Origin of the sequence: Dickeya parazeae Ech586, from assembly GCF_000025065.1 — a bacterium.
Classification (GTDB): domain Bacteria; phylum Pseudomonadota; class Gammaproteobacteria; order Enterobacterales; family Enterobacteriaceae; genus Dickeya; species Dickeya zeae.
On sequence record NC_013592.1, the window covers coordinates 2,220,821 to 2,232,861 of the forward strand.

The 12,041-nt window shown below is 48.4% G+C and carries 13 protein-coding genes and 1 riboswitch; of the genes, 5 read left to right on the forward strand and 8 right to left on the reverse strand.

What is annotated here, in order from left to right; genetic code table 11:
- Positions 1 to 2: 2 nt before the first annotated feature.
- The 5 genes from DD586_RS09710 to kduI all read right to left on the reverse strand — a co-directional run bounded on the left by DD586_RS09710 (position 3) and on the right by kduI (position 5,502).
- Positions 3 to 905, reverse strand: a complete 903-nt coding sequence (locus tag DD586_RS09710; RefSeq protein ID WP_012884636.1) for a carbohydrate ABC transporter permease — start codon at positions 903 to 905, stop codon at positions 3 to 5.
- Complete coding sequence (locus DD586_RS09715) at positions 898 to 1,788, reverse strand: carbohydrate ABC transporter permease (RefSeq protein WP_012769686.1); 891 nt, start codon at positions 1,786 to 1,788, stop codon at positions 898 to 900. The genes DD586_RS09710 and DD586_RS09715 overlap by 8 nt, the downstream gene beginning before the upstream one ends.
- A gap of 43 nt (positions 1,789 to 1,831) precedes the next feature.
- Positions 1,832 to 3,463 carry a pectate disaccharide-lyase PelW gene (pelW, locus tag DD586_RS09720; protein WP_012884637.1) on the reverse strand — a complete coding sequence of 544 codons (1,632 nt, stop codon included), beginning with the start codon at positions 3,461 to 3,463 and terminating at the stop codon, positions 1,832 to 1,834.
- A 260-nt stretch (positions 3,464 to 3,723) separates the two neighbouring features.
- Positions 3,724 to 4,485, reverse strand: coding sequence for a 2-dehydro-3-deoxy-D-gluconate 5-dehydrogenase KduD (kduD, locus tag DD586_RS09725; protein WP_012884638.1), 762 nt, complete (start codon positions 4,483 to 4,485; stop codon positions 3,724 to 3,726).
- 180 nt (positions 4,486 to 4,665) lie between these two features.
- Entirely contained in the window at positions 4,666 to 5,502 is an 837-nt protein-coding gene (kduI, locus tag DD586_RS09730; RefSeq protein WP_012884639.1) for a 5-dehydro-4-deoxy-D-glucuronate isomerase, read from the reverse strand.
- Between the two features lie 322 nt (positions 5,503 to 5,824).
- Between kduI and DD586_RS09735 the strand changes: the two genes are divergently transcribed.
- Both DD586_RS09735 and DD586_RS09740 read left to right on the forward strand, forming a co-directional pair.
- Positions 5,825 to 6,157 carry a cupin domain-containing protein gene (locus DD586_RS09735; protein WP_012884640.1) on the forward strand — a complete coding sequence of 111 codons (333 nt, stop codon included), beginning with the start codon at positions 5,825 to 5,827 and terminating at the stop codon, positions 6,155 to 6,157.
- A gap of 268 nt (positions 6,158 to 6,425) precedes the next feature.
- Positions 6,426 to 6,974 (forward strand): YniB family protein, encoded by a 549-nt coding sequence (locus DD586_RS09740; RefSeq protein ID WP_012884641.1) that lies wholly within the window; start codon positions 6,426 to 6,428, stop codon positions 6,972 to 6,974.
- Between the two features lie 137 nt (positions 6,975 to 7,111).
- On the opposite strand, the gene DD586_RS09745 is transcribed toward DD586_RS09740, so the two are convergent.
- Entirely contained in the window at positions 7,112 to 7,969 is an 858-nt protein-coding gene (locus tag DD586_RS09745; RefSeq protein WP_012884642.1) for a fructosamine kinase family protein, read from the reverse strand.
- A gap of 1,226 nt (positions 7,970 to 9,195) precedes the next feature.
- Between DD586_RS09745 and DD586_RS21380 the strand changes: the two genes are divergently transcribed.
- The 3 genes from DD586_RS21380 (at position 9,196) to rlmA (ending at position 10,455) form a co-directional block, all read left to right on the forward strand.
- Positions 9,196 to 9,312, forward strand: a complete 117-nt coding sequence (locus tag DD586_RS21380; RefSeq protein WP_071526204.1) for a DUF2627 domain-containing protein — start codon at positions 9,196 to 9,198, stop codon at positions 9,310 to 9,312.
- Between the two features lie 39 nt (positions 9,313 to 9,351).
- Complete coding sequence (cspE, locus tag DD586_RS09750) at positions 9,352 to 9,561, forward strand: transcription antiterminator/RNA stability regulator CspE (RefSeq protein WP_012769694.1); 210 nt, start codon at positions 9,352 to 9,354, stop codon at positions 9,559 to 9,561.
- 66 nt (positions 9,562 to 9,627) lie between these two features.
- Positions 9,628 to 10,455, forward strand: coding sequence for a 23S rRNA (guanine(745)-N(1))-methyltransferase (gene rlmA, locus DD586_RS09755; protein WP_012884643.1), 828 nt, complete (start codon positions 9,628 to 9,630; stop codon positions 10,453 to 10,455).
- Positions 10,456 to 10,522: 67 nt separating this feature from the next.
- On the opposite strand, the gene mntP is transcribed toward rlmA, so the two are convergent.
- Both mntP and DD586_RS09765 read right to left on the reverse strand, forming a co-directional pair.
- Complete coding sequence (mntP, locus tag DD586_RS09760) at positions 10,523 to 11,095, reverse strand: manganese efflux pump MntP (RefSeq protein ID WP_012884644.1); 573 nt, start codon at positions 11,093 to 11,095, stop codon at positions 10,523 to 10,525.
- 7 nt (positions 11,096 to 11,102) lie between these two features.
- A riboswitch (yybP-ykoY riboswitch) is annotated at positions 11,103 to 11,286 on the reverse strand.
- Between the two features lie 195 nt (positions 11,287 to 11,481).
- Positions 11,482 to 11,940 (reverse strand): DUF986 family protein, encoded by a 459-nt coding sequence (locus DD586_RS09765; RefSeq protein WP_012884645.1) that lies wholly within the window; start codon positions 11,938 to 11,940, stop codon positions 11,482 to 11,484.
- Positions 11,941 to 12,041 lie beyond the last annotated feature (101 nt).

Genomic DNA, 12,041 nt, shown 5'->3' on the forward strand with positions numbered 1-12,041 from the left:
AATTAACCTTTAATTCCGCTGCTGGTAACGCCCTGAACGAAGTAGCGCTGAGCCATGAAGAAAATGATGATGGACGGCAGAATGGAGATGCTTGCCATTGCCAGAATTTCGTTCCACGGTGCGCCTTCCGTTACGTCGATAGACATTTTCAACGCCAGCGCAATCGGGTATTTGTCGACGCTGTAAACGTAAATCAGCGGGCCGATAAAGTCGTTCATTGACCACATGAACTGGAACAGCGCGACCGAGATGATGGCCGGTTTCAGAATCGGCACCACGACATACCACAGTACCTGCCAGGAGTTGCAGCCATCGATCTGTGCGGCTTCTTCCATGTCACGCGGTACACCACGCAGGAACTGAATCAGCATGAAGACAAAGAATCCCTGGGTGGCGAACGCGACCGGCACATACAACGGCAGATAGCTGTTCAGCATGCCCATTTCACGGAACATGATGTACTGCGGAATCAGCAAAACGGTGCTTGGCAACAGCATGGTGCCGATCAGCGTGGCGAACCAAAAGTTCTTCCACGGAATCTCGAACCGGGCAAAGCCGTAAGCCACGATGGTGGAGGAAATTACCGTCAACACTACCTTCGGAATCACATACTTGAAGGTATTGATCATGTAGTGACCGAAGTTGTATTCGGTGCCGGTTTTCCAGCCATTGATAAAACCATCCCAGGTGGCGTGAGTCGGCCACAGACTGAGTGTCGTGAAAATTTCATGGTTCGGTTTAAACGACGCTGAGAACATCCACGCCAGCGGATAGAGCATCAGGATGCCGACTGCCAACAAAATGATGTAGCGGATGCTGGCGCTGATTTTTTCACGGCGCAGCGTGCGACGAACTTCTTCTGCAGCGATGTCCTGCGCAGACAGTGGAGAATGAATATCAGCCATTTTTTCCTCCTTTATCAGCGGAATAGAACACCCAGTATTTAGACGATTTGAAGGAGATAGCGGCGAAGACGGCTACCACCAGGAACAGCACCCATGCCAGCGCAGCACCGTACCCCATATCGAAATACTTGAACGCGGTATCGTAGATATAGAGCGAGAACAGATAGGTGTAGTGAGTTGGCCCACCGCCGGTAATCACGTAGGGCGCAGTAAACTCCTGGAACGCCTGCGTTGTCTGCATGATGAAGTTGAAGAAGATAACCGGCGTAATCAGCGGTACGGTGACCTTCAGGAACATCTGCCATTTCGAGGCGCCATCGATCATCGCCGCTTCATATTGGGATTGCGGCACGTTCTGCAGAGCAGCCAGGAAGATAACCATCGCGGAACCGAACTGCCAAACACGCAGCAAGGTAACCGACATTAACGCCAGTGAGGGTTCGCCCAGCCAGTTAACCGGGTCTAAACCGAAGACGCCGATAAAGCTATTCAGTAACCCATCAATGGCGAACAGGGCGCGCCACAATACGGCGATAGCCACGCTGCTACCGAGAATTGACGGCACATAATAAGCGGTACGGAAAAAACCGATGCCACGTAACTTGAAGTTCAGCACGAAGGCGATAAGCAGTGCGAAAATCAGTTTCAGCGGAATGGTCAGGAACACATAAGCAAACGTTACTCCCATGGATTTCCAGAAAAGATCGTCCTCCATAAACATCCGGTGGTAATTTTCCAGGCCGGTGAAGGTGGGCGGACTCATTAAATCGTATTCAGTAAAACTGAGTACGAACGATGAAAGAAAGGGAAAAGCGGTAAAGACTATCAGCCCTATTATATAGGGGGAGATATAAGCTAACCCCAGCATTCTGTTTTCATTCATAATGCTTACCTACTTTTGTAATGGTGAGTCTGTAAAAATAAAATCAATGAATTAGTTTTTCTGGGTAAATAAACTCCGTGTCATAAATAACCCGGCTTTCTCCATTAATCCGATAATCGCCATGGATATATCCCCCCTGGGTTAATATCGTAGGAATTTCCTGCCATTTATTTCTGCAGGCGGCGATCAACGTCAACAGAATGGCAGGGAAGGGATCATCAATGCGTACATAACGATGGTGTTCAGAGCGCACAAATAAACCGTGGTGGAAATGGCGCTTAAATAAAATTTCTGCCATTTGCCAGGCATATTCAGCCCATTGTGCCGATTGCTGGGTGTGCGCCAGTTCGGTAATAGCCAACAACAGGAAAGGTGAGGCAGATTGATGAAAGCCTTCTTTTTCCAGCCGTGACAGCATCGTCATGATCAACGTATACAGGTCGCTATCGTGACTCAGTCGCCAGGCGCGGACTAATGGCAGCAGATAATCGCCTTCCAGTGGAAACGGCTTTAACACCGTACCCGCCTTGCCGTAGTAGCCATCGCGTTTGAAGCAGTAGCCGGTCATGTCCTGGCCGTCGTTCCACATTGGTCGCAGGCTATTGCTGTCGACATCGTAAGCGTATTGGTAGTAGTTTTTCAGGCCAGTGATGACCCAGGTGAGCGTTTCGGCGTCAGGGCGGTGTTGTAAAATATCGAGCATCGCCAGAGGGTTATCGATCAGCAATGGCCGCATGTCGCGGAACAACACGTTAGCTTCGCGGGCAATGGCACCAAATTCCGGACCAAACTGCCGCTGCGCACGGTCGCCGAACCAGGATTGGGTTTGATTGTCATCAGCCGGTACGGGCTGGCGCTGCAATGGCGAACTGAATTGGTAAACCGGCATACCGGTTTCCGGGTTACGCGCCAACACATACTGGCGGTAGAGGTGTTTACCCCAATCAGCCGCGTGAGTATCACCGCTGTGGCGAGCATAAGCGAAAGCGGCATAGATCAGGTCAGTACCGGCATTCACGAAGGTTAGCCCTTTGGTTAACGGGAGTTCCGGCCACCTGGCAGGGTCGACGACATCATGCCGTGCATGTTCAAAGACCTGGGGATCGCGTACCTTGGCGTAATCGCCGTGGCGCCCTAAATCCAGACTATCCCAATTTTCTACATGTGCGTTCCAGAATCCCTGAATAAAATGATGGGTTTTCTCAGGATTGACCTGATACAGGAATTCGTAATAGGGAAGGTGGTGTTTTAATTCATGTACCAGAGATTTTGATTCTGGCCCTTCACTGGCTAATGTGTCGAGATGAATAAAACGATGGCCGCCCCAGTAAAAAAGTCCGCTATTTTCATCGACAAAATGGTCTAGAAAATATTCACATTGAGCAAAAGCGGACTGGCGATATTTTTCTGTTTCTGTGACTGCGCTCATGGATATTAATAAACGCAGCCAATTTTGCTGACTGGCGAAGTTAGAAATCGGTGCATCATGACCATCGGGAAACCGCCAGACAACGGGAGATTGTGTTTTTATCTCAAATCCGTCAGCCAATAACGGCGTGGGATTGACCGCGCTGTGAGCGTATTGCTGAATCTTTTCAATGTGGCTGTTAATCGCCGATAACCACTGGTCGATTTGCCATTTTCTGCTGGTGTTCAAATCAGTAAAAATACTCATGGACTACCTTCTTGCAGAACTGGAAGAAACAGTTCCTTATAAATAGAAACATTGTTTTGATTGATTATATTGCCCAAGTTATATTTTCGTCATGTGCTCAGTATCGAAAGTGTGATCAAAGTCGGAACGTTGTTTTGAAAATTTTTTATGGAGAATTTGGAAACCGGGTGGGAAGGAGTGGAAAGAGTAACTTGCTGATAGATAAAAGAAAGGCACAATACTAAATTGTGCCTTTATCCATAAAGAAATTTTGTGGAAAATTAGCGAGCCAGCCAGCCGCCGTCGACCGCGATGGTGTAACCGTTCACATAATCGGAGGCGCTGGATGCCAGGAACACGGCCGGACCTTGCAAATCCTGCGGCAGACCCCAGCGGCCAGCCGGGATACGATCCAGGATTTCTTTGCTGCGGTCTTGGTCAGCACGCAACTGCTGGGTGTTGTTGGTTGCCATGTAACCAGGGGCGATAGCGTTTACATTAATATTGTGTTTTGCCCATTCGTTGGCCAGCAGGCGGGTGATCCCCATGACGGCGCTCTTGGACGCGGTGTAAGACGGTACGCGGATGCCACCCTGGAAAGACAGCATGGAGGCGATATTAATAATTTTACCGCCATGACCCTGTTTGATGAACTGACGGGCAACGGTCTGTGACATGAAGAACACGCTCTTGATGTTCAGATTCATCACATCGTCCCAGTTCTTTTCACTGAACTCGATGGCGTCTTCACGGCGGATGATGCCAGCGTTGTTAACCAGAATGTCCACTTTACCGAACTCAGCAACGGCTTTTTCCACCAGTGCAGCATGGCCAGAGATATCGCTCATATCAGCGGTCAGGCTGAGGAAACGACGGCCTGTGGCAGTGACTTTTTCGATGGTTTCTTTCGGCTCAACGATGTTGACGCCGACGATGTCACAGCCTGCTTCTGCCAGACCGACAGCCATACCCTGACCCAGACCGGTATCACAACCCGTGATCAGTGCCACTTTGCCCTGTAAATTGAATGCATCTAGAATCATAGCTTTAATCTCTCTGTAAACGACATGTTTTGTCGTGAGCTTGTTACTGTAGGGAAATACCGGTTATACCCGTCATTTTTCAGGTTGCCGGTCGAGTGGCTGCGTTCACCATCCCCACTACGGGACACGGATTTGCCTGCTTGCCGCTTTCCTGCAACGCGAAATCTGGTGGGTAAGCTGCTAGCGCAATTCGCTAACTTTGACGTGATCCATGTCTGAGAAAACCTGATTCTCGCCAACCATACCCCAGATAAAGGTGTAGCGTTTGGTGCCTACACCAGAATGAATCGACCAGCTCGGTGAAATCACCGCCTGTTCGTTGTGAACCAAAATATGACGCGTTTCCTGTGGTTGCCCCATCATGTGAAACACGGCCGTTTCCTCGTCCATATCAAAATAGAAATACACCTCCATACGGCGCTCATGGGTATGACATGGCATGGTGTTCCACAGGCTGCCTTCCGCCAGTTTGGTCAGACCCATTGTGAGCTGGCAGGTCGGTAACACATCAGGAACGATATATTTGTTGATGGTACGACGGTTGCTGGTCGCGTCATCTCCGACGGTTTGGGGAGAAGCATCAGCCGCGGTAATCTTGCGTGTTGGATAAGTGGTGTGAGCAGGCGCGCTGTTATAGTAGAAGCGAGCCGGGGCGGATGGGTCTACGCTGGTAAAACGGACATCCCGTGCGCCTTTGCCAATGTAAATCGCTTCTTCGTGACCAATTTCATAGCGCTCGCCGTCAACGCTGACTACGCCGTTGCCGCCGATATTGATGGCGCCCAATTCACGACGCTCAAGAAAATAGCTGACGCCCAATTGTTTCCCCACGTCTTCGCCTATCGTCACCACCTGATGGACGGGCATAACGCCGCCTACGATGATTCTGTCAATATGGCTATAAGTCATGGTACAGGCGTCTGCATCAAAAACGCGTTCGATCAGAAATTCGCGCCGCAGGCCAGCAGTATCAAGCTGGCGGGCGTGGTCGCTGTGGATGCTCTGACGGACTTGCATGGTTGCTCCTCGCTTTCAGATAGACATCAGGCCGAGGCCTGACAGGAAAGCGCCGGGCGGAACAGGTCACCTTGCGTGGCAGTGACAACGTCACCTGAACCTTTTTTGCCCGGTTCTTTCGTGTTATGGCGCGATAATAGTGTGGTTGAGATGTGAATTCAATAAAAATGAAATAATGTTTTATTTATTTCTTGAGAGACGTCATGGTTTTGCTTATTTTATGTTTAATCTGATGCCGTTGTTACTAGAATAGCGGCATGACCCCTTTGTGTGACCTTGTTCACATCAGGGAAGCACGTTGTATTATCTTTGAGGAGAAAGCATGAGAAGGTACTTTATTGACGACGAAACGCCGTGGGAAGAACTGGGCGGCGGTATCAAACGTAAAATCATCACCTGGAGTGATGACCTGATGATGGTGTGCGTCCATTTTGCCAAAGGCGCTATCGGTACGCCGCACACGCACGACATCCATGATCAGATAGCCTATGTCGCGGCAGGTAGCTTCGAAGTGGTGATCGAAGGTGAAAAGCGCATTCTCAAAACTGGCGATGCTTACATGGCGGTGAAGCATGAAATGCACGGTGTGGTATCGCTGGAAGAAGGTAGCGTACTGATTGACACCTTCTCGCCAAAACGTGCCGATTTCCTCTAAGTTTTTCGCATAATCTGCGTTCTTCGATTTATTTTCTTCTATTCATTAAGGTGTCGGCGGCGGTGTCGACACCTTGCTTATATCCTGTTCTTATGTTCTGCTTCTCATCGTCTGGATGGCTATCGTAGTCGAAAATAGGTAGCCGGGTGGCCGGGAAAGAAAACGTTGACTCTGTTAAAACCTGAAGTACCCTGCTAACGGGTTTTATGGGTCTACACTTTTTTGCCCACCGTGGCACTGGGCGTGACGTCACGCACAAGGGGAACACATGACGTATCAACAGGCTGGCCTTTTTGCCGTGATTAAGCGTATTACGGGGTGGGTCGTCTTCCTTCCTGCTTTGCTATCGACCATTATCTCGCTGGCCAATCTCGTCCATGCTTTTACTGAGAAAAAGCAGGGGATCAATGGTGTGATGCAGGACTTCTTACATCTTGTTGTTGAGGTGTTGCGTTTCAATACACCGTTTTTAAACCTCTTTTGGTACAACTCACCGGTGCCTGATTTTGGTCGTTTGTCTTCACCTGCTACTGTGATGTTTTGGCTGATTTATGTGCTGATGTTTGTTGGTCTGGCATTGCAAGTGTCTGGTTCCCGTTTGTCTCGCCAGGTAAAACATATCCGGGAAGGGTTGGAAGACCAACTGATCCTGGAGAAGGTTAAAGGGGATGAAGGCAAAACGCGTGAGGAATTGGAGTCGCGTGTAGAGCTGCCCCGACATACGATTTTGTTGCAATTCTTTCCGCTATATATCCTGCCGGTTGTCGTTGGCGTCATCGGTTACCTGACACTGAAAGTCGTCGGCATACTGGGGTGAGCTTACCGGGGCCTGTGTTGCCCCGGTATCGAGTCTTATGGTTTGCGTACGACATTATCTACGTACGAGAATCAACTGGCTGCGTACGAGAACCAACGTGCGCACGATAACAATGTGTGCACTGCATTTGTTGTGCACTATAACAACTGATGTTCTATCGCCTGTTGAGCCGTTACCACGTGTTTGCCGCCAAACAGGTTCGCCCGATTAAGCAAATAGTAAATTTGATAGATTGGCTGTCGTTCAACGAAATCCTTTTCCAGCGGCCAGATGCTTTGGTAACCATCGTAAATCTGCGGCGGTAATTCAGGGTGCAGCGGCAGCATCGCCAAATCGCATTCTCTGTCTCCCCAGTAACAGGCGGGGTCAAACAGGTAATAACCTCGCTCGGTGTTAAGGGTATTTCCAGACCATAAATCACCATGCAGCAACGACGGCTGTGGATGATGACCGCACAGGCGTTTTTCCACCAGCGCAATCAGCGCATCGATATCACCAAAATGTAACCCTTTCTCTGCCGCTAGCTGTAGCTGCCAGCCGATACGTTGTTCGGCAAAAAAACTGGACCAGCGGCGCTGCCAGGCATTGGGCTGGGGGGTAGTCGAGAGGTCATTATCGAAATCGAGTCCAAACTGCGGTTGCTCGCTCCATTGATGCAACTGTGCCAACTGCTGCCCCAGCCGCCATGCATCGTGGGCGGATGCTGGTTTGGGGACTAAGTATTCCAGCAGTAGAAAGCTGTAGTCGCGGTTGCTGCCGACACCATAAACAGCGGGTACCTGTACTGTTTGGCTACGAGCCAGAAGTTCCAACTGCTCGGCTTCTGCACGAAATTTAGTCAGTAATTCACGGGCATCACATTTGACGAAAACATCGTGCTGACCGTAGCGCAGATGCCAGGCGGAATGGACTTCACCACCGGGTAATTCCTTCCGTTCTAAAATATCACCGGGGCCAAGATGTTCTTCCAGCAGTTGCTCAATCGTCTGCCACATAGGTCACCTCCCGTTGATGTTGCCGATGTACCATTACGTTAGCGATTTATGCAGGGTAAAAACGGAATCTGGCGCACAGCTGGCAGCGTTATCGTTGCTACCGGAAATGAGGATTGCAGATGTGCATCATCATGACGCTTAGACTGACTGGTCTGCCCCTCAGAAAAAGATGAACCCGCCGATGCCGGTATAGACGTGAATGATTGGATAGTGGCGGTAATGACACAATAACTCGCTGTGTCAGGGTTGTCACGATGGATATCAAAAAACGAGCACATATCGGCAAATGAACGAGCGGAATAGTGAATTGACGTGGGATGATGTTGTTTATTACTGATGGATGCGCCAGAGGTTGATGCAGATTAATTTTTTGTTCCGTGCAAAATGTGATCACCTCGATTGAATGGTGGTGATACAGGCAGAGTGAGAAATATAACTCCGTAACATTTTTGATGCATGAGAAATAAACAAAAAAGTCATCAAGTAATAATCGGGTATAAACATTTTTTCTGCGGCTAAAAAACAGAAATGAATCTGCAATACGATGGACATAAATCATGACTACATCATTTTTTTGAAAAAATAATGTAATCCCTGTTCTGGGTGTTGAATGTGTGCCCTGGTAGAGCGGGCGTTGCCAGTGTGTTGATTTATTACTCAAGCTAACACGTGTCTTGCAACGTTAGGACAGCGGTGGTGGGCTATATGACGATACGGTTACCCATGCTCAGCATGTGTTTGCGTTCTGAAGGGGGCGATGCTCAGAATTATTTTTCATATCTATTTGCTATGTTTCATTATTATAAAAGCGGATAGTCACGATTAGAAATAGACGGTCTACAGTGCTGTACCCGGGTATAGGTGTCTTTCTTATTATAAAAGAGTAAAAAGAAAGCCTTAGTCACACTTTTGGTCAACAGTGTCTGGACAGCCACTACATCCTGTGATTGATGAGTAATATTATTTTTTTATGGCATAGTACATTCTGCAATAAGTCGATCATAGCGGCTTGCGTAATTGAAATACCGTGCACATAATCAAATGGTTGGATGCACCGCAGAGAATGCTTCGGTGTATCAATATCCCGAGATATTGTAGAGTGGATATTAATGATACATTAAAGGTTCTAATTTGTGCGACATGTCCATTGCTGGTAAAAAATGGCTTGCCAACGATTACATAGTATGTAATAACGCATCTGGGTAAAACGAGGTACAGTTCTGTATATGAATGGCATTTTCAGTAAAGAAGTCTTGAGTACAAACGTTAGCGTTGAATACCACTTCTCTGCCGATCCTTATTTTAGTGCCTCAAGCAGTAACGACTCTGGTTTTTCTGTATAACGCCTCAGTGCGGTTTAAACTATTCAAGGAAACTTTGAAATGGCAAAGATTAAAGGTCAGGTTAAGTGGTTCAACGAGTCTAAAGGCTTCGGTTTCATTACTCCGGCTGATGGCAGCAAAGACGTGTTCGTACACTTCTCTGCAATTCAGGGCAACGGCTTCAAAACATTGGCTGAAGGCCAGAATGTTGAGTTCGAAATTCAGGATGGCCAGAAAGGTCCTTCTGCAGTGAATGTTGTTGCGCTGTAATTTCCAGCTCATGCCATAAAACCCGCCTTGTGCGGGTTTTTTGCTTTTCTCATCATCAAGAATGCTATGCAAAAATCCTCAGTGCCTTACCAATGCCCACTCTGTCATCAACCTTTGTACGCCGAATCCGAACGCTGGTCTTGCGGACGACACCACTTTGATCGCGCACGGGAAGGGTATGTCAATTTACTGCCAGTGCAGTTCAAGCGTTCCAAACAGCCGGGGGACAGTGCTGAAATGATGCAGGCCCGTCGTGCTTTTCTTGATCATGGGCACTATCAGCCACTGCGCGATCGGGTATCAGAACGCCTGTCTTTCTGTATGCAGGAACTGTCGGGTGCCGTATTGGATATTGGGTGTGGTGAAGGGTATTACACGGCCGCGCTGGCAGACACACTCACGTCACAACAGATGCCTGTGTATGGACTGGATGTATCTAAAGCAGCGATACAGCGAGCAGCTAAGCGCTACACCCAGGTCATGTTTTGTGTGGCATCCAGCCAACGGCTGCCTTTTCAGGACAACTCTCTGGCCGCAGTATTGAAAATTTATGCGCCCTGCAATGGCGACGAGCTGGCGCGGGTTATTCGGCCAGGAGGAGGGGTAATGACCGTCTCGCCAGGGCCCAACCATTTGCTGTCGCTTAAAGCGAGGGTTTACCAGGATGTAAAACCACATCCCGAAATTGATGAAGTATTTCCGGGGTTTGTGCTGGAAACGGTTGAGCGGCTACAGTATCGCATGTCGATGACGGGAACGGATGCCGCCAGTCTGTTACAGATGACGCCGTTTGCGTGGCGAGCGACGCCGGATGTACGTGACGGATTAATGGCAGAATCGCAGTTTGACTGTGAAACCGATTTTCTGATTCGATTTCATCGGCGCGAACGTTGAAGGGCGAGAACGTTGAAGCGCGTGGCGTAGCGAAACGGGCAGCGAAGGCTGCCCGTTAGTGTATTCATCAGGCGAGATCGAGCAGGTGTTCGTAAAGAATGTTGCAGCCAATGCCGATCAGAACCACGCCACCAAGAATTTCGGCTCGTTTACCCAGGATGGGCCCGACATATCGGCCAATCATCATGCCGATTGTCACCATGATCATGGTCGCGCAGCCGATGGCCATCGCGGTGTGGAAAATATTCACCTGCAGGAACGCCAGCCCGACGCCAATCGCCATTGCATCCAGACTGGTGGCGACAGCGGTGCACACCAAAACGAACAGACTGTGTTTGGAGATTTTCTCGCAGTTACAGGCGTCTTCGCCTTTTAACCCTTGCATAATCATACGGCCGCCCAAAATAAGCAGCAGACTGAAAGCAACCCAATGGTCCCAGGCGAGAATAAAACGGCTGGCATAAAATCCGAGAGCCCAGCCGATTAACGGCGTCAACGCCTCGACAAAACCGAAGATGAGACCGGTTCGTATAGCTTCACGGAAACGGGGATTGTGTAGTGTGGCACCTTTACCAATAGACGCAGCGAAAGCGTCCATAGACATGCCAAAAGCAAGAATGAGTGTAGCGGATAAATTCATAATAAATGGCCTCGGCTGGGCAGTTCTCCATATCCACGTAATCCCCCCCCAACCAGACGACGGATCACGTGTCTATGGTCTCGCCTGCCAGTCTGGCCGCCCGTACCACGTTCAGTGAAGAACGAGTATGTTGATACGAGCATTCCTGAATGTGAGACATCAGGAATCGGCTACTCCCCAAGGACGGCGCAAAGATACCATATTATTCCTGCAGGAAACAACAATAAATAATATATGGGTTTAATTGAAATTGAGAATTATTTTCATCTTTAATAAGCTGGAAACAATTGATGAAAATTAAAACAATGCCACGTGGTTAAAATAGCGGACAGATATATTAGGTGAATATGCATTGCGATTTATTCGCAATGCGAATTTATTTCATTTCATTGATTTTCAATCATAAAATTATATATCTTCTCCAAATCGTCCAAATCATTGACTGCCACCAGTAGTCGCCTTTTTTCAAGCCCAATCACCAGAATGCCATCTTCTGATAAATTCATATTTCTAATACGGTGATAAGGAATATAGGTATTGGCATAAAAGAAACCCTGATCTTTGAAGAGTAATTTTGGGTAACGAATCATGGTCAGATATATCGCCATCAGTATGAGCGAAAAAAGCAGCAATGTCGTCAGGTAGGCGCCCTGCGTTGTGACATTCTTGTAGATGAGTATCGCCACCAATACGATAAAGATCAGCGCATCAAGTCGATGTTTTCGTCGCAATTGTACCTTGAGCAGGGTATGACCATGCTGTCGACCCATGATGAATTCATCGTAAATGGCGAACAGCAGTGACAGGGCAATAGAGACCATCAGAACAACGTCGGTAAAAGTCATGTACAACTCCAATGGCGGTGTAAGAGGCGCTAAAAACAGTTTTGGATGATGAAAGCGGCAAGTATTGTCAGGAATGTAACGCTATAACAGTCTAACGATAT

Coding starts and splice junctions, on each gene's coding strand:
- DD586_RS09710 (WP_012884636.1), bottom strand. CDS start 905: ATGGCTGATATTCATTCTCCACTGTCTGCGCAGGACATCGCTGCAGAA.
- DD586_RS09715 (WP_012769686.1), bottom strand. CDS start 1,788: ATGAATGAAAACAGAATGCTGGGGTTAGCTTATATCTCCCCCTATATA.
- pelW (WP_012884637.1), bottom strand. CDS start 3,463: ATGAGTATTTTTACTGATTTGAACACCAGCAGAAAATGGCAAATCGAC.
- kduD (WP_012884638.1), bottom strand. CDS start 4,485: ATGATTCTAGATGCATTCAATTTACAGGGCAAAGTGGCACTGATCACG.
- kduI (WP_012884639.1), bottom strand. CDS start 5,502: ATGCAAGTCCGTCAGAGCATCCACAGCGACCACGCCCGCCAGCTTGAT.
- DD586_RS09735 (WP_012884640.1), top strand. CDS start 5,825: ATGAGAAGGTACTTTATTGACGACGAAACGCCGTGGGAAGAACTGGGC.
- DD586_RS09740 (WP_012884641.1), top strand. CDS start 6,426: ATGACGTATCAACAGGCTGGCCTTTTTGCCGTGATTAAGCGTATTACG.
- DD586_RS09745 (WP_012884642.1), bottom strand. CDS start 7,969: ATGTGGCAGACGATTGAGCAACTGCTGGAAGAACATCTTGGCCCCGGT.
- DD586_RS21380 (WP_071526204.1), top strand. CDS start 9,196: ATGAATGGCATTTTCAGTAAAGAAGTCTTGAGTACAAACGTTAGCGTT.
- cspE (WP_012769694.1), top strand. CDS start 9,352: ATGGCAAAGATTAAAGGTCAGGTTAAGTGGTTCAACGAGTCTAAAGGC.
- rlmA (WP_012884643.1), top strand. CDS start 9,628: ATGCAAAAATCCTCAGTGCCTTACCAATGCCCACTCTGTCATCAACCT.
- mntP (WP_012884644.1), bottom strand. CDS start 11,095: ATGAATTTATCCGCTACACTCATTCTTGCTTTTGGCATGTCTATGGAC.
- DD586_RS09765 (WP_012884645.1), bottom strand. CDS start 11,940: ATGACTTTTACCGACGTTGTTCTGATGGTCTCTATTGCCCTGTCACTG.